This is a genomic window from Telluria sp. LT1R51-2 (assembly GCF_059685775.1).
In genome coordinates this window covers 4,047,344-4,069,581 of the sequence record NZ_JCASIM010000001.1, presented here as the reverse complement: position 1 = coordinate 4,069,581, position 22,238 = coordinate 4,047,344, and the positions used below count along the sequence as shown (strand labels likewise).

15 protein-coding genes are annotated in these 22,238 nt (G+C 64.4%); 11 read left to right on the top strand and 4 right to left on the bottom strand.

Annotated elements, in window-relative coordinates; genetic code table 11:
* The first annotated feature begins 61 nt into the window (after positions 1–61).
* The 10 genes from AC56LH_RS17990 to AC56LH_RS17945 all read left to right on the top strand — a co-directional run bounded on the left by AC56LH_RS17990 (position 62) and on the right by AC56LH_RS17945 (position 15,547).
* Positions 62–1,114, top strand: a complete 1,053-nt coding sequence (locus AC56LH_RS17990; RefSeq protein WP_258835944.1) for an arginine N-succinyltransferase — start codon at positions 62–64, stop codon at positions 1,112–1,114.
* The gene (gene astA, locus AC56LH_RS17985; RefSeq protein ID WP_183555997.1) at positions 1,105–2,184 is read left to right on the top strand and encodes an arginine N-succinyltransferase; all 1,080 of its coding nucleotides are present in this window, start codon (positions 1,105–1,107) and stop codon (positions 2,182–2,184) included. Before AC56LH_RS17990 ends, astA begins: the two co-directional genes overlap by 10 nt.
* Positions 2,177–3,661, top strand: a complete 1,485-nt coding sequence (gene astD, locus AC56LH_RS17980; protein ID WP_499648280.1) for a succinylglutamate-semialdehyde dehydrogenase — start codon at positions 2,177–2,179, stop codon at positions 3,659–3,661. Before astA ends, astD begins: the two co-directional genes overlap by 8 nt.
* A 2-nt stretch (positions 3,662–3,663) precedes the next feature.
* Positions 3,664–5,004, top strand: a complete 1,341-nt coding sequence (gene astB / locus AC56LH_RS17975) for an N-succinylarginine dihydrolase (protein WP_499648278.1) — start codon at positions 3,664–3,666, stop codon at positions 5,002–5,004.
* A 97-nt stretch (positions 5,005–5,101) separates the two neighbouring features.
* Positions 5,102–9,808 carry an NAD-glutamate dehydrogenase domain-containing protein gene (locus AC56LH_RS17970; RefSeq protein ID WP_499648276.1) on the top strand — a complete coding sequence of 1,569 codons (4,707 nt, stop codon included), beginning with the start codon at positions 5,102–5,104 and terminating at the stop codon, positions 9,806–9,808.
* Positions 9,809–9,833: 25 nt separating this feature from the next.
* Complete coding sequence (locus AC56LH_RS17965; RefSeq protein WP_499648274.1) at positions 9,834–10,835, top strand: succinylglutamate desuccinylase; 1,002 nt, start codon at positions 9,834–9,836, stop codon at positions 10,833–10,835.
* Positions 10,836–11,151: 316 nt separating this feature from the next.
* Positions 11,152–12,264 (top strand): NADH:flavin oxidoreductase/NADH oxidase, encoded by a 1,113-nt coding sequence (locus tag AC56LH_RS17960; RefSeq protein ID WP_499648272.1) that lies wholly within the window; start codon positions 11,152–11,154, stop codon positions 12,262–12,264.
* A 124-nt stretch (positions 12,265–12,388) separates the two neighbouring features.
* Complete coding sequence (locus AC56LH_RS17955) at positions 12,389–13,255, top strand: head GIN domain-containing protein (RefSeq protein WP_499648270.1); 867 nt, start codon at positions 12,389–12,391, stop codon at positions 13,253–13,255.
* A gap of 140 nt (positions 13,256–13,395) precedes the next feature.
* Positions 13,396–14,880 (top strand): APC family permease, encoded by a 1,485-nt coding sequence (locus tag AC56LH_RS17950; RefSeq protein ID WP_183556004.1) that lies wholly within the window; start codon positions 13,396–13,398, stop codon positions 14,878–14,880.
* A gap of 16 nt (positions 14,881–14,896) precedes the next feature.
* The gene (locus AC56LH_RS17945; protein WP_499648268.1) at positions 14,897–15,547 is read left to right on the top strand and encodes a CatA-like O-acetyltransferase; all 651 of its coding nucleotides are present in this window, start codon (positions 14,897–14,899) and stop codon (positions 15,545–15,547) included.
* Positions 15,548–15,946: 399 nt separating this feature from the next.
* Here AC56LH_RS17945 and AC56LH_RS17940 read toward each other — a convergent pair whose 3' ends face one another.
* The 3 genes from AC56LH_RS17940 to AC56LH_RS17930 form a co-directional block, all read right to left on the bottom strand.
* Positions 15,947–18,106 (bottom strand): S46 family peptidase, encoded by a 2,160-nt coding sequence (locus AC56LH_RS17940; protein WP_499648266.1) that lies wholly within the window; start codon positions 18,104–18,106, stop codon positions 15,947–15,949.
* 163 nt (positions 18,107–18,269) lie between these two features.
* On the bottom strand, positions 18,270–19,547 hold the full coding sequence (locus AC56LH_RS17935) for a phospholipase D-like domain-containing protein (RefSeq protein ID WP_499648264.1): 1,278 nt from the start codon (positions 19,545–19,547) through the stop codon (positions 18,270–18,272).
* A gap of 70 nt (positions 19,548–19,617) precedes the next feature.
* Positions 19,618–19,887 carry a GlsB/YeaQ/YmgE family stress response membrane protein gene (locus tag AC56LH_RS17930; protein WP_123067791.1) on the bottom strand — a complete coding sequence of 90 codons (270 nt, stop codon included), beginning with the start codon at positions 19,885–19,887 and terminating at the stop codon, positions 19,618–19,620.
* 280 nt (positions 19,888–20,167) lie between these two features.
* Here AC56LH_RS17930 and AC56LH_RS17925 point away from each other — a divergent pair, with 280 nt between their 5' ends.
* On the top strand, positions 20,168–21,490 hold the full coding sequence (locus AC56LH_RS17925; protein WP_183556008.1) for a hypothetical protein: 1,323 nt from the start codon (positions 20,168–20,170) through the stop codon (positions 21,488–21,490).
* Positions 21,491–21,602: 112 nt separating this feature from the next.
* Here AC56LH_RS17925 and AC56LH_RS17920 read toward each other — a convergent pair whose 3' ends face one another.
* On the bottom strand, positions 21,603–22,172 hold the full coding sequence (locus tag AC56LH_RS17920) for a YceI family protein (RefSeq protein ID WP_499648262.1): 570 nt from the start codon (positions 22,170–22,172) through the stop codon (positions 21,603–21,605).
* Between the last annotated feature and the right edge of the window lie 66 nt (positions 22,173–22,238).

Genomic DNA, 22,238 nt, shown 5'->3' with positions numbered 1-22,238 from the left:
GACCCGCCGGTTGCCTTGAACAAGGCGGCCGGCCGCACGCACTGACCCACAGGGAGACCACATGTATGTTGTCCGTCCGGTAGATCGCGCGGATATCGGCGCGCTCGAAGCGATGGCCGCTATTTCGATGCCGGGGGTGCATACGCTCCCGCGCACGCGCGAAGGCATCAATGCCGCCGTCGAGCGTTCGCTCGCTTCGTTCGCCGCGCAAGTCGATATTCCAAGCGAAGAATCGTATCTGTTCGTGCTCGAAGACCTGCGCTCGCGCGAGGTCGTCGGCACCGCCGCCATCCACGCATCGGCCGGCTCGAACGGCACCTATTTCGCGTTTCGCAACGATGTCATCCAGCAAGTCTCGCGTGACCTGAACATCAGCCACAACGTGCACGCACTCACGCTGTGCTCGGAGCTGACTGCCTACTCGCACCTGTCGGGCTTTTTTGTCCGCAACCGCGAGAGCGCCGGCGTCGAAGCGGCGCTGCTGTCGCGCGCGCGCCTGCTGTACGCGATGCTCGCGCCACACCGTTTTGGCGACCGTTTCTTCGTGCCGCTGGCCGGACGCGTCGATGCCGATGGCCAGTCGCCGTTCTGGAATGCGCTGGGCCGCAAGTTCTTCAAGATGGACTTTCTCGAAGCCGAGCGCCTGATCGAAGGCGCCCGCAACCGCACGCTGATCGTCGAACTGATGCCGCACTATCCCGTCTACGTGCCGCTGCTGCCGGGCGACGCCCAGGCGGCGCTGGGCCAGATCCATCCGGGTGGCCAGATGGCGTTTGATCTGCTGGCGCAGGAGGGCTTTGAAGCCGACGAGTACATCGACATCTTCGACGGCGGTCCGATCCTGCAGGCGCACAAGAACGCGCTGCGCTCGTTTGGCGCCTCGCAGCGCCTGCGCGTCGCCGCCGCTGGACAAGAGTCACCGAACCACGGCGCGCCGGTGGCCTACGCCGTCGCCAGCGTCGATAATGGCTTCCGGGCGGTGACGCTGCACTCTTCGCCGCTCGATCACGCATCGACGATCGCGCTGCCGCGCGACGTCCAGCAGGCGCTTGGCGTCGCAGCGGGCGACGAGGTCGTCTGCCTGCGCATCGAAGGAGAAGCATCATGCTCGTGATCCGCGCCGCCAAAACGTCCGACCTGGATGCCCTGATCAATATGGCGCACCAGGCCGGCAGTGGCATGACCACGCTGAAGCCCGATCCCGAGATGCTCGGCCAGCGCCTGGCCACGTCCGAGGCCTCGTTTGCCGAAACCATCCGCCCCGAACAGCGCGACTACATGTTCGTGCTCGAAGAGCCGCAGGACGGCAGCATCGCCGGTGTCTGCGCGATCAAGGGCGCGGTGGGCCTGACCGAACCGTTCTACAACTACCGTATCGGTACGCTGGTGCACTGCAGCCGCGAGCTGAATGTCTTCACGCGCATGGAGACGCTGTACCTGTCGAACGATCTCACCGGCTCGACCGAACTGTGCTCGCTGTTTTTGCTGCCCGAATATCGCGTGGGCTTCAACGGCAAGTGGCTGTCCAAAAGCCGCTTCCTGTTCATCGCCCAGTTCCAGCAGTTGTTTACCGAAAAGATCATCGCCGAGATGCGCGGCTACCAGGACGAGGGCGGCGATTCGCCGTTTTACGAAGGCCTGGGCCGGCACTTCTTCAAGATGGATTTCAACCATGTCGACGGCCTGACCGCGATCGGCAAGAAATCCTTCATCGCCGAACTGATGCCGCGCCAGCCGCTGTATGTCGACTACCTGCCGCAATCGGCCATTGACGTCATCGGCAAGGTGCACACCTCGACCCAGCCGGCGCGCCGCCTGCTCGAGCAAGAGGGCATGTACTACGAAGGCTATGTCGACATTTTTGATGCCGGTCCCGTGCTGCAGGGCCGCGTGTCCGAGCTGCGCGCGGTGCGCGACAGCGTGCTGGCCGTGGCGGCGCAAGGCTTGCCGGCCATCGACGCCGGCGAGGTGGTCGAGGGTGCGCCCAAGGACATCGCCCACGACACAGAACACATGCTGGTGTCGAACACGCGCCTGGACGACTTCCGGATGATCCTCACGCGCGCCGTGCCCGGCGCGGGCAGCGTGGTCCTGAGCCCCGACGAGCTGGCGCTGCTGCGCATCGCCGCTGGCGACAATGTGCGTACCCTGACACTCAATACCAGGAAAAACACCCATGGCTAATCTCTCGAATTACATCAACGGCGAATGGCTCGCCGGCAGCGGCGCCGAGCTCGCGACGATCGACCCGTCCACCGGCCGCCAGACCTGGACCAGCAATGCCTCGAGCCCGGATGACATCGCGCGCGCCGCGCAAGCCGCGCACGACAGCTTCGAAGCCTGGGCCTTGATGCCGCTGGCCGAACGCATCGCCATCGCCACGCGTTTTCGCGATCTGCTGAAAGACAATGCCGAGTCGCTCGCCGCGACGATCGCAGAAGAAGTCGGCAAACCCTTGTGGGAAGCGCGCACCGAAGTGGCCACGATGGCCAACAAGATCGACATCTCGGTCCAGGCGCATGCCGCGCGCACCGGCGAGAGCGTCGCAAAGGTCGCCGACGGCAACGCCGTACTGCGCCACCGTCCGCACGGCGTGTTCGCCGTCTATGGGCCCTACAACTTCCCCGGTCACCTGCCGAACGGCCACATCGTGCCGGCGCTGATCGCCGGGAACACGCTGCTGTTCAAGCCAAGCGAATACGCACCGCGCACGGCCGTCAAGACGGTGCAGCTGTGGGAGCAGGCCGGTTTGCCGAAGGGCGTACTGAACCTGGTCAACGGCGGCCGTGACACCGGCATCGCGCTGGGCCAGCAGGCGCTGATCGACGGCGTGCTGTTTACCGGCAGCAGCCAGACCGGCGCCGCGCTGCACAAACAGTTCGGCGGCCAGCCGGGCAAGATGCTGGCGCTGGAAATGGGCGGCAACAATCCGCTCGTCGTGTGGGGCGTGGAAGACATCGACGCAGCCGTGCACCACACGGTGATGTCGGCCTTCATCTCGGCCGGCCAGCGCTGCACCTGCGCGCGCCGCCTCGTGATCGAAAACAGCGCCGCCGGCGATGCGTTCCTCGCGCGCCTGGTGGCCGTGGCCGCACAGTTGCAGGTGGGCCCGTCGAACGCCGAACCGCAACCGTTCATGGGCCCCGTCGTCTCGAGCGCCGTCGCCGCGCGCCTCGTGCAGGCACAGGAAGACATGGTTGCCAAGGGTGGCAAGCTGCTGCTGGCGATGCGCCAGCTCGACCCGAACACCGGCTTCGTCACGGCCGGCATCGTCGACACGACCGATGCGCAGGGCATCCCGGACGAAGAATGGTTCGGCCCCTTGCTCCAGGTGATCCGCGTCGCGAGTTTCGACGACGCGCTGCGCGTGGCCAACGCTACCCAATACGGCCTGGCCGCAAGCCTGCTGTCGCCGTCCGAAGACCTGTGGCAGCGCTTTGCCGTGCGCGCCCGTGCCGGCATCGTCAACTGGAACCGGCCGACCACCGGCGCGGCAAGCTCGGCGCCGTTTGGCGGCGTGGGCAAGTCGGGCAATCACCGCCCGAGCGCGTATTACGCCGCTGACTATTGCGCCTATCCGGTCGCCTCGATCGAGAACCCCGTGCTCGACATGCCAGCCAAGCTCTCGCCCGGCTTGAGCTTCCCGGCCGAAGGAGCCTGACCATGCGCGACGCACGCGAATTCAATTTCGACGGGCTGGTTGGCCCGTCGCACAACTACGCCGGCCTGTCGTTCGGTAACGTGGCCTCGTTCAGCAATGTGCGCAGCAGCTCCAACCCGCGCCAGGCTGCGTTGCAGGGCCTGGCCAAGATGCGCGAACTGGCTGCGCGCGGTTTTGCGCAGGCGGTGATGCCGCCGCAGGGCCGGCCGAATTTCAGGCTGCTGCGCAGCCTGGGCTTTTCGGGCACCGACGCCGACGTGCTGGCCCGTGCCTACCGCGAAGCGCCCGTGATCCTGGCCTGCGCCTGGTCGGCGGCGCCGATGTGGACCGCCAATGCGGCCACCGTCAGCCCGTCGGCCGATTCGCTCGACGGCCGCGTGCACTTCACGGCCGCAAATCTGAACAACAAGCTGCACCGCTCCGAAGAACACGTGCAGGCCACGCGCACGCTGCGCGCGATCTTCGGCAACAGCGAACATTTCATGGTGCACGACCCGCTGCCATCGGTGCCGGCCTTTGCCGACGAAGGCGCGGCCAACCACACGCGCTTTGCCGCAAGCCATGGCGCCGCCGGCGTCGAGTTCTTCGTGTATGGCCGCGTCGAGTTCGACCCGTCGGCCCCGGCGCCCAAAAAATACCCGGCGCGCCAGACGCTGGAAGCCTCGCAAGCCATCGCGCGCCTGCATGGCCTGGACCCGGCGCGTACCGTGTTCGCGTCACAGAACCCGGACGTGATCGACCAGGGCGTGTTCCACAACGATGTCATCGCGGTCGGCAATGGCAATGTGCTGTTCTATCACGAGCAGGCGTTCGCCGATGAAGCGGGCACGCTCGACGCGCTGCGGCGCGCGCTGGCCGTTGCCGGCACCGAGCTGCATCCGGTGCGCGTGGCGACGAGCCAGGTGGCGGTGGGCGACGCTGTCGCCAGCTACCTGTTCAACAGCCAGCTGCTGTCCAAGGCAGATGGCCGCATGGCGCTGGTGGTGCCGCACGAATGCCGCGAGAACGCCGCAGTTGCCGATTATCTGGCAGGCTTGCTGGCTGGGCGCGGTGCGATCGACGAATTGATCGAATTCGATCTGCGCCAGAGCATGCGCAACGGCGGTGGGCCGGCGTGCCTGCGCCTGCGCGTAGCGCTGACCGATGCCGAGGCAGCCGCGATGCACCAGGGCGTGATCATGACCGAGGCGCTGTACGCGCAACTGGTTGCGTGGGTCGAACGCCACTATCGCGACCGCATCGAAACGCAGGATCTGATGGACCCGCAGCTGGCGCTGGAATGCGCCGCTGCGCTGGAAGAACTTACACGCATCCTCGGCTTGCCGGGGCTGTACGACTTGTAACAGCAGGATTCGGGCGGGTAATCCCTGTCCATATAAAGCAGGGCAGCGCCATGCCACGAGCTGCGGCGCACCAGGCACACAACTTTGGAGAAGCAAGATGAAAGATATGCCCAACGATTTGCGCGGCCAGACGCTGGCGCTGATCAACGAGAACGGTTCGGCCAATCAATCGGCCGGCAGCGCGCAGGTCAATGCCTTGATCGCCGCCTGGCTCGGGTCGCTCGACGACGAAGACCTGGCCGGCACCGCGCCGCACAGCCTGGCGCCCGTGCTGGTCGACGGTTTCTCGCAACTGGCCCAGCGCACCGGCCCTGGCGCGCAGATCGCCACGATGGGTTACTCGGACGGCCGCGGCGGCAAGGCCACCGCACTCTTGATTCTCAACGATGACCGCCCGTACCTGGTCGACTCGTTCGTCATGGCGTTGCGCCGCGAGCGCATCGTCGCCGCCGGCGTCATGAACGCCGTGCTGCCGGTACGCCGCGACGCCACGGGCGCGCTGGCCGCCATCGGCGAAGCGGGCAGCCCGCTCGAATCCATCGTCCTGTGCCTGCTGAACGACGAACTGCAGTACGAAGAACTCGACAAGCTCACCGCGCGCATCCGCATGGTCGCCAACGACGCCGCCACCGTGCAGCGCGACGCCGTCGCCATGGGCGACCGCATGACCGCCGTGGCAGCAGCCGCTGCCGCCGCCGGCACGCCGGACGGCCAGGAAGCCGCTGCCTTCCTCGAGTGGGCCAAGAACGAAGGCTTCGAGCCGTTCGGCTACGCCTACTACGTCGTCAAGGCAGGCGAGCGCGAACTCGAACGCGATCTGGGCAGCCGCATCGGCGTGCTGAAAGACACCGCGCATCCGGTGTATGGCGATTGCCTGGCCAGCATCCCGGGCGACCTCGATACGCTGTCGCGCCGCGCTGACACGCTGTCGATCGTCAAGGCCGACGTGGGCGGTACGCTGCACCGCGACCAGCCGCTGGACTTCATCGGCGTGCGCGACACCGACGCGCAGGGCCGCATCCTGGGCGAGCATTGCTTCATCGGCCTGTTCACCCGCGCCGCCACCTCGACCCCGCTGGCGCGCCTGCCGTTCGCCCGTGGCCGCGTGGCCAAGGTGCTCGGCATTGCCGGCGTGCGCCAGGAAGGTTTCCGCGCCGAGAAATTCATCGAAATCCTCGAATCGCTGCCGCGCAACGAAGCGCTGGAAGCCGAGCCGGAATGGCTGGCCGAAGTCTGCAGCGCCGTGGTGTCGCTGTACAAGCAGCCGCGCGCCAAGGTGTTCGCACGCCGCGACGTGTATCGCCGTCACCTGAACGTGCTGGTGTACCTGCCGCGCGAGCGCTTCAGCGCTGCCGTGGCCGCGAGCCTGGCAGCCGCCCTGAAGGAAAGCTCGGGCGCGCGCGACGTCGACGTCCAGACCCTGGTGGCCGATGGCCCGCTGGCGCGCGTGTACCTGATCGCGCATGCGGCCCGCTATCCGCTCGACCTGGAAACCGATCTGCAGGCGCCGCTGCTGGGCGTGCTCGATGGCTGGCATGACCGCTTTGCCCAGCTGACCAACAGCGTCGACGAAAGCCGCCTGCGCAGCTTGATGCGCAAGGTGGTGCCAACGCTGCCGGTGAGTTTTGTCTCCGCCACGGCGCCCGAAACGGCGTTCCGCGACGTGCACGCGCTGTTGACGCGCTGCCGTCCGGACCGCGTGACTGCGCGCATCGAGCAGGATGACGCTGCCGGTACCTCGATCCGCCTGTACTCGAGCGAGACCGTGCCGTCGCTGTCGCGCATCCTGCCAGCGCTGCAGAACGCCGGCATCGCGGTCGACCGCGAGCAGACCTTCCGCCACACGGGTCTGGATGGCGTGCGCCGTTACGTGACCGCGCTGTCGGTCGACGCCGAAAGCGCCGCCAAACTCACCAAGCCGGGCATCGGCAAAGTGGCTGAAGAACTGTTCTCTGCCCTGTTCAACGACGAGGCCGAAGATGGCCGCATGAACGGCCTGACGATCGAAGGCGGCCTTTCGCTGCGCGAAGTACAGCTGGTACGCGCGTACATCAGCTACTGGCGTCAGCTCGGCTCGAAGTTCTCGGTGCGCTACATGGCCGAAACGCTGCGCGCCCAGCCTGGCCTGGTCAAGGAATTCGTCAACGGCTTCATGCAGCGCTTCGATCCGGCGCTGACTGAAGAACAACGCAATGAAGGCAGCAGCGCGCTGTACCTGCTGAAAACCAGCCTGCCGGGCGTGAATCACGCCGACACCGAAGAAATTATGGCGGCGCTGATCGACCTGGCGCTGGCCACCGTGCGCACCAACTACTTCCAGAACAGCGGCGAAAAGATCATCTTCAAGGTCGACACGAGCGACCTGGCGCTGGCGCCGGAGCCACGACCGTTCCGCGAAATCTATGTGTTCTCGCGCCGCTTCGAAGGCGTGCACCTGCGCGGCGGCCCGGTCGCCCGCGGCGGCCTGCGCTGGTCGGATCGCATGGAAGACTACCGCACCGAGGTGCTGGGCCTGGTGAAGGCGCAGATGGTCAAGAATGCTGTCATCGTGCCGGCTGGCTCGAAAGGCGGCTTTGTCTGCAAGCAGATGCCGAAGGATGCAGCGCGCGACGTGGTCGCCGCCGAGGGCGAAGCCGTCTACCGCCTGTTCATTGCGAGCCTGCTGGAAGTGACCGACAACCGCGTGCGCGGCGAGATCGTGCCGCCAGAGGCAACCGTGCGTCACGACCAGGACGATCCGTACCTGGTGGTGGCAGCCGACAAGGGCACCGCGACGTTCTCGGACATCGCCAACAGCATCGCCGTGCAGCGTGGCTTCTGGCTGGGCGACGCGTTTGCGTCGGGTGGCTCGAACGGCTACGACCACAAGAAGATGGGTATCACCGCCAAGGGCGCGTTCGAAGCGGTCAAGCGCCACTTCTATGAACTGGGCCACGACCTGGCCAACAACCCGATCACGATGACCGGCGTGGGCGACATGTCGGGCGACGTGTTCGGCAACGGCGTGCTGCTGTCGCGCCAGCTGAAACTGGTGGCGGCGTTCGACCACCGCCACATCTTCCTGGACCCGACGCCGGACGTCGAAGTCTCGTTCAAGGAACGCGAGCGCATGTTCGCGCTGCCACGCTCGTCGTGGGAAGACTATGACAAGAGCCTGATCTCGGCAGGCGGCGGCGTGTATCCGCGCAATGCCCGCTCGATCGAACTCTCGCCGCAGATCCGCGAAGCGCTGCAGATCGAAGAGACATCGCTGGCACCACAAGAACTGATGCACCGCATCGTCAAGGCGCCGGTCGACCTGTTCTACAACGGCGGCATCGGCACCTATATCAAGGCCTCGACCGAGACGCACGCACAAGTGAAGGACCGCGCCAACGACCAGATCCGCGTCAACGGCAATGAGCTGCGCTGCAAGGTGGTGAGCGAAGGCGGCAATCTGGGCGCGACCCAGGCCGGTCGCATCGAATTCGCGCTCGCCGGTGGCCGCATCTTCACCGATGCGATCGACAACTCGGCCGGCGTGGATTGCTCGGACCATGAAGTCAACGTCAAGATCTGGCTCGATACCGAAGTCAATGCCGGCCAGTTGTCGGAAACCGACCGCAATCGCACGCTGAACGAAATGACGGGCGAGATCGAGCGCCTGGTCCTGCGCGACAACACGCTGCAGACCCATTTGCTGACGCGCGAAGTACAGGCGCAAGCCACAGGCGCGGTGGTCGACGGCTACATCGCCCTGATCGCCAACCTGGAGGCCGAAGGCGCCGTCTCGCGCGAGCTCGAACAGCTCCCGAGCGACGCCGAACTGCTGCGCCGCAAGGCGCTGGGCCTGGGCCTGACGGCGCCGGAACTGGCGGTGGTCATTGCCAACGTTAAGAACCGCTTCAAGCGCACGCTGGCTGCGCTGCCGCTGACCGACGAAGTCTGGGCCGATGCATTGCTGCGGCCTTACTTCCCGGCGCAGCTGGTCGCCACCCGCGATCCGCTGGACCATCCGCTCGCCAACGCCATCCTCGCCACCGTGCTGGCCAACGAAGCCGTCAATCGTTGCGGCCCGCTGATGCTGCGCGACCTGGCGCTGGAACACCGCATCGACGACACCGAAGTCGTTAAGGCGTGGGCCAAGGCCTGGGCTGCGCTGCACCTGGCGCCGGTGTTCGATGCGCTCGACGCTGACGCCCTGGTGGTGCCGCGCGACGTGTCGGTCTCGGTCGACAACCGCACCCGCGCGCTGCAACGCGCCACGATCGAAGGCGTGCTGTCGCTGCCGCCAGGCTCGCAAGGTCTGGACGAGCTCTCGACGCTGTTCGCCGAAGCTGACGAAAGCGCGGCCGCCAAGTTCCGCTCCGAGGCCGATGGCCACACCGGCCTGCCACCGCAGTTTGCAGCGGCGTGGAAGGCGGTCGAGATCATCGAGTCGCAAGCTTCGTTCCTGTTCGCGGCGGTCTCGGTGCCACGGCCAGAAGGCATGTCGCTGCTGCAGTTCCTGCAGGTCGGCACGCTGCTGCGCCAGCAGGTCGGCATCGACACGCTGGAACTGGGCCTGAAGCTGCCGGCGCAGAGCAAGTCGCAGGAACAGCTGCGCAACTACGCGCTGCAATCGCTGCGCCGCGCGCAACAGCGCTTGCTGCTGCAGGTGATCGAGCATGCGGGCCACAACGGCAACGACATGCAGGCAGCGGTGGACGAAGTGACCGCCGCGCGCGGCCTGACGGGCTTTGTCCCGCCGACCGAATTGGAGCAGGCGATGCTGGACGTGTGGGCGCTGTCGGAAGGCCTCTCGCCAGAGCGTCTGGCTGCATAAGGTGCGCACTGAGATGAGCAGTGAGATGAGCACCCCAGCCGCAGCAGGATTGCCGGAAGCGGTGCGCGCGCTGGCCGAAGCGGACTTCGGCGCGGTCGCGCAGCGTTTTCGTGATGTCGGCTTTGTCGTCGGGTTGCCGGCATCGGGCATCCTGACGGTGCGCGCCGCAACGCCGGACGCCGATCGCCCCAGCGTGCTGGTGTCGGTCGGCGTGCATGGCGACGAGACGGGGCCGATCGAGATGGTGGCGTATCTGGTCGATGCGCTGTCACGCTCTGCCAGCGCGCTGGCGGTGGACCTGATGCTGTGTGTCGGGCATATCGACGCCATCCGCGCCGGCAAGCGTTTCATCGACGCCGACCTGAACCGGATGTTCCGCACCGAACGCGGCTCGCTCGCCGGGACGTTCGAGGCAGGGCGCGCCGATGTGCTGATCGAGGCGACCCGCGCGTTTTTCGAGGGCAGCGGCCCGGCGCGCTGGCACCTCGACCTGCACACGGCGATCAGGCCGTCGCACTATCCGATGTTCGCGATCGTGCCGGAACTGATTGCGGATGCCGCGCGCGAAAGCTTGATGGGGTGGCTGGGCGAGGCAGGGATCGAAGCGATCATCATGAATCCCGAATCGGCCGGCACCTACAGCTACTTCACGGCCGAGCATCTCGGCGCGGCCAGCAGCACGGTCGAACTGGGTCGTGTCGGCACGCTGGGGCAGAATGACCTGTCGCAGTTCGCCGCTGCGTCCAGCGCGCTGGATCGCCTGCTGCGCGGGCAGCCGGCGCAGCCAGCAACGTCGCCACCGCGCGTATTCGCAACAGCGCAGTCGATCATCAAGCTCTCCGACGCGTTCAGCATGCGGGTAGGGCGCGAGACCTGGAACTTCACGCCGATGCAAAAAGGTGACGTCATCGCGCAGGATGGCGCAACGACCTACACGGTGCAGCACGACGAAGAACTGGTCGTGTTCCCGAACCCGGATGTGCGGGTAGGCCTGCGCGCCGGAATCATGGTGGTACGCATCGGGTAAGACCAAGCGGGCCGCGGCCCGTTTTTTCTTTGGGCGATGATACGTATTTCCATAACAAAGCCGGGGTCAGGTCTGACATTCGGACACGACCTCAGCCTTACAGCCGGGGTCAGGTCTGACATTCGGACACGACCTCAGCCTTAGCCACTTCCAACAGTGTCTTGCCCAGTATTAGCATGGCCCGGTGCCAGCTGGTTCCCACTACGCGATTGTCGAGATCGTGTCCGAATGTCAGACCTGACCCCAGCTTTTTTTGGTTGACGACACGAATTTTCATGTCGGGCTAGACTGGTGCTCTTGATATGCAGGAGCCACCATGACCATGCTGTTTTCGCCGTACTCGCTCGGCCCCCTCGAGCTGTCCAACCGTATCACCATCGCCCCGATGTGCCAGTATTCCGCTGTCGATGGCCTGCCCACAGACTGGCACATGATCCATCTGGGCAGCCTGGCGCTGTCCGGCGCCGCGCTGATCACGTTAGAGGCCACGGCCGTCGTGCCGGAAGGCCGTATCTCGCCAAATGACCTGGGCCTGTGGTCCGACGCCCATGCCGACGCGCTGGCGCCGATTCTGGCGGCGATGCGTCGTCATTCACCGATCAAGATCGGCATCCAGTTGAGCCACGCGGGCCGCAAGGCATCGACGAACGTGCCGTGGGAAGGTGGCGCGCAGATCGCCCCCGATGCGGCCAACGGCTGGCAGACCGAAGGCCCGTCCGCTGTACCGCATACCGAGGGCGACGCCGCGCCACTGGCGCTCGATGCCGCCGGCCTGGCGCGGGTACGCGACGGTTTTGTTGCCGGTGCACGCCGCGCACACGCGCTGGGTTTTGATGCGATCGAGCTGCACGGCGCCCACGGCTACCTGTTGCACCAGTTCCTCTCGCCGCTGGCCAATCACCGCACCGACGCATACGGCGGCTCGCTCGAGAACCGCATGCGCTATCCGCTCGAGGTGTTCGCGGCCGTGCGCGCCGCCGTGCCGTCAATGACGCTCGGGATGCGCATCTCGGCCACCGACTGGGTCGATGGCGGCTGGGACCTCGAGCAGAGCGTGCGCTTTGCGCAGGAACTGGAGCGCATCGGCTGTGACTTCATCCACGTGTCGAGCGGTGGCGTGTCGCCTGCCCAGAAGATTCCGGTGGAGCCGGGCTACCAGATCGGCTTCGCCGAACGCATCAAGCATGACACGGCCCTGCCGACGATCGGCGTGGGCCTGATCACCGAGGCGCGCCACGCCGAAGCCATCCTGCAGGCGGGCCAGGCAGACGTCATCGCTTTGGCGCGCGCGATGCTGTACGACCCGCGCTGGCCGTGGCACGCGGCGGCCGAACTGGAGGCGCAGGTCAGCGCGCCGCCGCAGTACTGGCGCTCGCAGCCGCACGAATTCAAGACGCTGTTCGATACCACGCGGCCAGGCAAGGGCTGACACGGTTCGCGCCGGGGGCATGCAGTCCACGGCGCCGTTTTTGCAGTTTGTCGCATCCAGCACGTTAGGGGGCAGGGCGGTTGGTAGAGTGCCATCAATCGAACAACCACCTGTCAGGACTGCCATGCGTACCCCCATCGCCCTTGCTGCCGCTCTTGCTGCCCTTGCCGGCTGCGCCATCATCGTCGCGCCGCAGGATGGCAGCGACATGCGCGTTCATACGTCGTGGAGCAGCGGGACGACAGAGGGCAACGGTATCGCGGCGCGCGATGCCCGCGCCATCGCGGCGCTGCCGGCACTGGACGTGAGCGGCGCGCTGCCGGTCGATGTGCGTGTGGGGCCGGTCGCGTCGCTGGTGGTGGAAGCCGACAGCAACCTGCTGCCGCTGATTCGCACCGAGACGCAGGGCGACACGCTGCGCATCTGGTCCGAGCAGAACGTGCGCAGCAAGACGCTGCTACGCATCATCTACACGACGCCGCGCCTGACCGAGGTGCACGCGTCGGGCGCGACCCGCGTCGACGTGGGCGGCCTGAATGGGGCGCCGCTCGATGTGCGCAAGAGCGGTTCGGCCAGCGTGACGCTGGCCGGTACGGCGGGCAACCTGCATGCGCGCGCGAGCGGCTCCGGTCTGCTGGATGCGGCCCGGCTCACCAGCAACAGCATCGATGTCACGCTGTCCGGGTCGAGCCGGATGCGCGTCGGACCCGTTAACGGCGAGGTTGCGCGCATGGAGCTGAGTGGATCGAGTTCGCTCGAGGCCAGCGGCGCGGTGCGCTCGCTCAACGCCCGCGTGAGCGGCTCGGCCAGCGCCGATCTGGCGGGCCTGACGACGCAGGATGCCGACCTGGGTGCGAGCGGCGCCGGCAGCATCCGGGCCACGGTCAGGCAGTCGCTGTTTGCCCGTACCTCGGGCTCGGGCGGCATCCGCGTGTATGGCCAGCCGGCCCAGCGCAGCATGACGGGCGAGCGCATCCACCTGCTCGATTGAGGTCTTGTCGCGCGTGCAAACAAAATGTCTTCAGCGACAGCAGAGTCCCCTATAATCGCAGCTTCGTTTTGAGACTGCGTTTGGGGACTGCTTACCGGCGGCGTCGAACGCGATTGCAACCGCGTACTGAAGGACTCGCCGTGAATCAGACTCTGGGCCAAAAGCTGCTACGTACCAAACCGGCGGGACGCCATCACGACGAGGGCACATCCGTTGGCGTTGCCGGCGCCTTGCCCGGCCTGCATCGCTCGCTCGGGCTGTTCCCGCTGACGATGATCGGCGTGGGCGCCACGATTGGTACCGGCATCTTTTTCACGATGGTCGAAGCAGTGCCGAAGGCCGGTCCTGCCGTCGTCCTCTCGTTTCTGCTCGCGGCGATCACCGCCGGCCTGACTGCGCTCTGCTACGCCGAACTGGCCGGGCGCGTGCCGGCATCGGGCTCCTCGTACTCGTTCGCGTATGCGACGCTGGGCGAATTCGCGGCATTCATCGTCGCCGCCTGCCTGCTGCTCGAATACGGGCTGGCGGCCAGTGCGACGTCGATCGGCTGGTCCGATTACCTGAACAACTTCCTGCTCAACGCCTTCCACTGGCAGATACCCATCGAGTTGCGCTCGCCGATGTTCGTATCGGACCACCATAATGTCTCGTTCAATCCGGGCCACATCAATCTGCCGCCGATCCTGCTCGTGATCATGTGCGGCATCATGCTGGTGCGCGGTACGAAGGAATCGGCCACGACCAACGCCATCATGGTGATGATCAAGCTGGCGATCCTGGTGTTCTTTTCCGCGATCGCGTTCACCGGCTTTGACGCCAACAACTTCCAGCCATTCTTCAATATGGACGAGAGCAAGGGTTACGCGGGCATGGCCGGCGTGACCGCCGCTGCCGGCACCGTGTTCTTCTCGTTCATTGGCCTGGACACCATCGCCACTGCCGGCGAAGAGGTCAAGGACCCGCGCCGCAACGTGCCGATCGGGATCCTGTCGGCGCTGGTCATCGTGACCGTGTTCTATATGCTGGTGGCGATTGCCGCGATGGGCGCGCAGCCGGCGCACCTGTTCGAAGGCCAGGAAGCCGGCCTGTCGGTGATCCTGCAGAACGTGACGGGCCAGGCCTGGCCGGCGCTGATCCTGTCGGCCGGCGCCGTGGTATCGGTGTTCTCGGTGACGCTGGTGACGATCTACGGCCAGACCCGCATCCTCTACGCGATCAGCCGCGATGGCCTGATCCCGAAGGTGTTCCAGAAAGTCAGCCCGCGCACGCAGGCGCCGGTGGCCAATACGATCATCGTGTGCACCGTCGTGGGTCTGGTGGCGGGCACGGTCGACTCGACCTTCCTGTGGGACATGGTCAGCATGGGAACGCTGACGGCGTTCATGGTGGTATCGATCGCGGTGCCGGTGATCCGCCACAAGCAGGGCCCTGACGCGCCACCGGGCTTCCGCGTGCCGTTCGGCCCGTATGTGGTGCCGGGGCTGTCGGTTCTGGCCTGCCTGTACATCATGAAGGATTTGTCGAGCACGACGTTCCGTGTGTTCTTCATCTGGATGGGCGTGGCGGTCGTGACCTACTTCGTCTACAGCATGCGCAACAGCCGCCTGAACAAACCGCAGGCGTAAGCGGCTGGCGATCACGATGGACAAGTTCGAACGACGGCGCGACCGCTTCGCGCTGTTCGACAGCATGGACAGCCCGGCGCTGAACCTGTGCTTCACGCTGACGCTGCCGGACTTTCGTCCCTGGTGCCGCGCGCAGGGCCTGGCGCCATTCCACGTGCTGCTGTGCGCCACGCTGCGCGCGGTGCTGAAGATCGAGAACTTCTGCTACCGCATCGTGGACGGCAAGGTCATTCGCATCGAGCGCCTGACCCCATCGTTCACGGTCACGAACGCCAACGACGACCTCAATTTCGCGATGTTCGCGTGGTCCGACGACCTGCACACGTTCGTCGCTCGCAGCCGCGCCGCCGGCGCCGAAGCCGCCGGCATGACCGCGTTGAACACGCAGTACGCCGCCCTGTCACCGCGTCAGGCGAAAGAGCAAGTCTTCGTCACCTGCATCCCCTGGCTCGACTTCACATCGATCCAGCACCCGACCGCGGTGCTGGCGCAGCCCGACATCCCCTCGCTGGCCTGGGGCCGCTTCCGCGATGCCTCCAACGGCAATCTGACGCTGCCATTCTCGGTCCAGGCCCACCACGGCTTCGTCGACGGCCTCCACATCCACCGCCTGGCTACCCAAATCACCACTGAACTCACCGCCATCCTTCAATTAGGGTCAGAGTAGAATTATTGGCCAATTGCCCGCAGGATAACTAGGGTCAGAGTCGAATTAACGGCTCATCCGCAAAAGTTGTCAAACAATTCGACTCTGACCCTAATTGTTTTTGCGGTGGTTTTCTGCTTGAGTTCGGTAGAAGTTACGGCGTATCCAAATACTCTCGGTATTAATTTCCTGCAGCTATCCAAACCCGCCAAATTTAGATAAAAATTAATTAGGGTCAGAGTCGAATTATTGGCCAATTGCCCTAGAGATAACTAGGGTCAGAGTCGAATTAACGGCTCATCCGCAAAAGTTGTCAAACAATTCGACTCTGACCCTAATTGTTGGGGATTTGTTTGGGGTATTAAAAAGGCCGCGCTCCTTGCGGTAGCGCGGCCTTCGGCAAAATTAACGACGCGAGATTTACAGCGCGTTCATTTCTTTCAGCAGGTTATCGGCCTTGTCGACATACTGCATATTCCACAGCATGTAGCGGGTATCGACCTGGATCGAGCGGGTCATGGCCTTGTTGAAGTCCCAATCCGAAATGATTGAGTCGAGCGTGCCGTCGAATGCCAGGCCGATCAGCTCGCCCTTGGCGTTCAGTGCAGCCGAACCCGAGTTGCCGCCCGTGATGTCCAGCGTCGCCAGGAAGTTCACTGGCAGCGTTTTCAGTTTCGGGTCGACGTATTTGCCGAAGTTCTTCGCCTGAATCGCAGCCAGCTGGTTGTCCGGTGCGTCGAACTCGCCTTCGCCCGTGTGCTTGGCGGTGACGCCGGCCACGGTGGTGAATGCGGTCCAGCCGGTGGTGCCGTCGGCGCCTTGCGGGCGGCCGGCGATTTTGCCGAAGGTGACGCGCAGCGTGCTGTTGGCGTCCGGGTAGACGGCCTGGCCGCGGCTGTTCATGTAGGCGATCTTGGCCTTCATGTAGTTGCCGTAGGCTTGCTGGATCTTGCCGGCCGACTCTTCCTGCTTTTCTTCATCCTTCATGTCGGCGTCGTACATCGCGACCGCTGCCTTGATGAAGCTGTCGTTCGATGCCTTGAACTCGGCTGGCGTCTTTTTCAGCCACGCGGTGCGCGCTGCCTTGTCGGCCAGTTTCGAGCCTGCATAGATGCGGTCCAGTGCGGCTTTCAGTTCGGCCTCGCTCATGCCGGCGCGGATGCCCAGTGCGGCGTCGAAGGCGGCGTCGTGTTCGGCGGCCGGTTGCGCGTTGTACTTGGTCAGGAAGTTCAGCACCAGCGCCTTGTCGACTTTTTCGTCGTAGGTGCGGTCCTGGCCTTCGACGATCGACGTCAGGCGTGGCAGGTCGCGTTCCTGGTAGCCGGTCTTGCGCTCGGCGTCCGGTTTGGTGCGCTCGTTGGCCAGGCGGTACAGCGTGCGTGCCGACGACAGGAACTTCGGTTGTGCGTAGGTCTGGAAGAAGCTCTTCTTGGTGCCCGCATCGCGTTCGGCGATCAGGGTTTCAGCGGTGTCGATGTCGGCTGCGTACTGCGCCTTGCGCGCGGCGTCGCCATTGACCCAGGCCTTGAGCGCATTGTGCTCGGCCGTTTTACGCTGCAGGAAGTCGCTGCCCTGGTACGAGACCAGCATACCCTTGCGATTCTTGTAGTAGTTGTTCACGCCCGCGATCTGGCCTGCGTATTTCAGCTTGGCGGCCGGATCGCTCTTGGTTTCGCGGTCGATGATGGCCAGCGTCTCGCTCGAGGCCTGAATGAAGGCCGGGTAGTTCCAGTCGAACGTGAACGCCACTTCGGACGGCAGGCGGTGACGGTTGGTGCGGCCAGGGTAACCCAGCACCATCACGAAGTCGCCTTCTTTCGGGTTGTCCTTGGCGATCTTGATGATGTGCTTTGGCTGGTACGGCACGTTGTCCTTCGAGAACTCGGCCGACTTGCCATCCTTGCTGACATACGCGCGGTAGAAGCCGTAGTCGCCCGTGTGGCGTGGCCACATCCAGTTGTCGGTGTCGCCGCCGAATTTGCCGACGCCGGACGCCGGTGCATGCACCAGGCGCACGTCGCGGATTTCGAGCTGTTTCAGGCGATAGAATTCCAGGCCGCCGTAGAAGCTGGCCACGGTGCAGCGGTAGCCGGCATCTTTTTCGCAGGCCGCCACCAGGGTTTTCTGGTTCTTTTCGATGGCGTCGATGCGGGCCTTGCCGGTCAGTTTGGCGACTTCAGGGGTGATGACCTGGGCGCTGACATTGGCCACTTCGTCGGTGACATATACGCGGCTGCCGGGCGAGGCCGGCAGCTCGTCGGCCATGGTCTTGGCCAGGAAGCCGTTGGCCAGCAGGTCGCGCTCGGGCGTCGAGTTGACGGCGATGCTGTTGTAGACGCAGTGGTGGTTGGTCACGACCAGACCTTGCGGCGAGACGAACGACGCCGAGCAGCCGCCCAGGCTCACGATCGCGCCCATCGGGAATTCAGTCAGCTTGGTCAGATTTGCCGGATCCAGCTTGAGGCCGGCGGCTTTCAATTGCTTGGCTACTTGTGGCAGCTGTTGCGGCATCCACATGCCTTCGTCCGCTTGGGCGGCGAAGCTGGTCAGGATGGCGAGCGAGAGAAGGGTCTTTTTCATGCGCTTTGGTCTGGTTGGGAAGGGATAGTTACGGACTCCGGGGAGTGTTCGTGAGTATGGTTAATCCGCTATCGGATCGTCAACCTGTATTTCAGCCACGCCAATGAAAAAGCCCGCGCCTGTCCCGGCGCGGGCTCCTTTGCAACGGCGCCTGCGACGGCGCTTACAACTGCGCCTCGAACAGCGACGCGAACCACGTGCTCACGTGTTCCCACCATGGCCGCTTGGCGAGGGCCTGCGGCGTTACCGGCTTGGCCAGCTTCCAGTCGGCATCAAAGACGTCCGTCATCTGCGTCGCAAACCCGGCATCGAGCACGTTCAGGTTGGCCTCGTCATTGATACTGAACGAGCGGTTGTCGAAGTTGGTCGAGCCCACCGACACCAGCAGCTTGTCGACGATCAGCGTTTTGACGTGGTACATCGTCGGCTGGTATTCCGAAACCTGCACGCCGGCCGCCAGCAACTCGGGCCAGCGGTCGCGCGAGGCGGCGCGTACCAGATCCGAATCGATGATGTGGCCCGGCGTGATCAGGCGTACCTTCACGCCGCGCTTGGCGGCGGCGATCAGCGTACGCACCGTCAGTTCATCCGGCACGAAATACGAGGCCGACAGATCGATCGTCTCGCGCGCCGACGTGATCGCCATCAGGTACATCAGGTGCATGCTCTCGCTGCCGCCCGTGGGCGAGCTGGAGAACATCTGCGCCGGCATCGTGCCTTTTGCCTGCAGCGGCGGGAAGTACGCCGGGCCATCGAGAACGACGCCCGTGGCCTTGGTCCAGTTGTCGTTGAACACGGCCTGCATCTGTCCGACGACCGGGCCTTCGACGCGGAAGTGGCTGTCGCGCCAGTGGTCTTTGTCCTGCGCGTTGCCGCGCCATTGGTCGGCAATGCCCACGCCGCCCGTAAAGCCGACCGTGCCGTCGATGATCAGCAGCTTGCGGTGGGTGCGGTTGTTCATGCGTGCCAGCTTCCACCAGACCGGCTTGTGATAGCGCTGCACCTGCACGCCGGCCGCTTTCATCTTGTCGACCTGGGCGGTGTCCATCTTCATGCTGCCCATGAAGTCGAGCATCACGTGCACCTTGACCCCGGCGCGCGCGCGCTCGGACAGGGCCTCTGAAAACTCGGTGCCGATCGATTCCGACCAGTAGATGTAGGTTTCCAGCGTGATCGTTTTTTTCGCACCACGAATGGCCTCGAGCATCGCCGGGAAAATCTGGTCGCCATTGAGCAGTGCGTCGACCTGGTTGCCTTCGATGATCGGTGGACCCAGCAACACGCCGAGCGAGCGGCGGAACTGCGGATCGGCCGTGTCGTACTGCCGTGTCAGCTGGCGTTCGATCTGTTTTTCGCCCGGCATGAAATTCAATGCGAGCACCCCCAGCACGAGGGTGGCGGCCACTGTCAGCAACAGTGTCCAGAACTTTTTTGAGCTCATCAGTAAAATCGCAGAGGAAAAAAAACCAACGCACAGGGCGTTGGTTTTTTATGGGTGGCGAACCACCATATTAGCGAACGCGACCGCGACGCAGCAGATTCACGATGGCCAGCAGGATAACTGCACCCAAGAACGAGACCAGGAGCGAAGCAACACTGAAGTCGTCGGAATTGATGGTGCCGGTACCGAACAGTGGCGAGAGCAACCAGCCGCCCAGGAAGGCGCCGATGATACCGACCACGACGTTCAGGATGATGCCTTGCTCGGCATCGGTTTTCATGACCATGCTGGCCAGCCAACCCAGAATACCGCCAACGACGATCCAGATAATGAATAACATGGTGCTTCCTCCTCAAGTAAAAAGACAGATCCCCAGGGCCAACGAATGCCGTGACCATGTGAAAAAGTCTAAAGACGCTACAAACGCGGGTCGGTGCGGCAGCGTACCTTCGATGACGAATTTGCATCGCCATGAAAATTCTTTGCGGCAAGATGCTGTCAGTCATCCGAACGTGCGTCATCGAACAGAGTCATGCGAAGACGGGGCCTATGGTGAAGGTCCTTGGCAGCAACAGCTCATCAGTAGCCGGCTGCCGAAACCAACCAGCAAAGGATTCATCATGAGCAGCTTCGATACCACCCGCACCACGGATAACCAGCGCATGGTCACTGGCCTGTTCCCTGACCGTGCCAGCGCCGAGCGTGCGTATGGCACCGTGTCCGAGCGCGGCTACAACCGCGATGACGTCAACCTGATGATGTCCGACTCCACCCGTCAGACCCACTTCGCCGACACGGACACCGAACTGGGCACCAAGGCGGCTGAAGGCGCGGGCATTGGCGCCGGTATCGGCGGCACCATCGGCGCCGTGCTGGCCGGTATCGCAGCAGTGGGCACCACGCTGGTGCTGCCAGGCCTGGGCCTGGTCGTCGCCGGTCCTCTGGCAGCGGCGCTGGCCGGTGCTGGCGCGGGTGGTATCACCGGTGGCCTGATCGGCGCACTGATCGGTGCCGGTATTCCTGAAGAACGCGCACAGCACTATGAAGAAGGCATCAAGGGTGGCGGCATCCTGCTGGGCGTGAATGCACGTTCGGATGAAGATGCAGCGCACATTCACAAATCGTGGACCGAACAGGGTGGCTCGCACGTGCTGGGCGCTGGCCTGGGCGTGGCAGGCGGCGCCGCACTGGGCGCGACCGTCGGCACCGTTGCCGGTCCGATCGGCATGGCAGCAGGCGCGGTTGTCGGCGGCATCGCTGGCGGCATCGCCGGCCAGGGCGCAGCTGAAGTGGTCAATCCAAAAGCCAATGACGACCTGTCCGAGCACCATCTGGCCAAGGGCGTGGGCGCAGGTTCGGGCGCAGCAGCGGGCGCACTGGTCGGTGCTGTTGGCGGTCCGATTGGCATGGCAGCAGGCGCTGTCGTCGGCGGCCTGGCAGGCGGTGCAGCCGGCCGTGGCGCGGGCGAAGTGGTCAATCCAAAAGCGACCGATGAACTGAGCGACCATAACCTGGCGCAAGGCGTCGGCGCTGGCGGCGGCGCGACGGTTGGCGCGGTGATCGGTGCAGCAGCCGGCCCACTGGGCGTGGCGGCAGGCGCAGCGATCGGCGGCATGGTCGGCGGCGCAGCAGGCAAGGGCGTGGGCCACGTGGTCAATCCGAAGGCCGAGAATGACTACTGGCGCAACGAGTACCAGACCCAGCCTTACTACACGCCAGGCTACACCTATGACGACTACGAGCCAGCCTACGCACTGGGCTACAACAACTATGACAAGTACGACGGTGGCTACGATGCCAACGAAGGTCGTCTGTCGACCGAGTGGGATCGTTCGAAAGGTAATTCGCGCCTGAGCTGGGACCAGGCCAAGTCGGCCACCCGCGCCGGCTGGCACCGTGTCGAGCGCGCGATCCCGGGCGACTTTGACCGTGATGGCCGTTAATCAGCACTGAGCAGCACTGAGCTGCACTGAGCAGCACTGATTCGTCAGAGCGCTGATCAAAAAAAATCCCCGCCGGTGTGAACCGGCGGGGATTTTTCATGGTCGAACCAGATTACTTTTTCACTGCTTCCACCTGGATTGCCAGCTTCACTTCCGGCGAGAAGTTCGGCAGGCCGAAGTTGATGCCGAAATCATCACGCTTGAAGGTGCCAACCACGTCGGCGCCGCAGGCGTCTTTCTTCAGCATCGGGTGCATGATGCACTTGAACTTGTTGATCTGCAGGGTCAGCGGCTTGGTCACGCCGTGCAGGGTCAGTTCGCCGTCGACCGAGGTCGGCACGTCGCCCGTGAACTTGATTGCCTTCGACTTGAAGGTCGCGGTCGGGTACTTGGCAGCGTCGAAGATGTCAGGCTTTTTCGCGTGTTCGTTCATCTTTTCGTGACCGAAATCGATGCTGTTGATGTCGACGGTGATGTCCAGCGAACCGGTCTTGGCTTCGCGGTCGATTGTGACGGTGCCGCTCGACTTGTTGAACTTGCCGCGCCATACCGACAGACCCATGTGGTCGGCTTCGAAGCTCGGGTAAGTATGGTTTGGCTCGATGTCATACGTGACTGGTGCGGCGAAGGCCGACGTGGCGGCAAAGGCGGCGGCTGCTGCGATCAGGTGCTTGATGTTCATGGGTGAAATTCCTGTAAAAAAGTTGAAAGGACGGTTTTTTTTCTGCGTAGGGTGGGTGGCTATGCC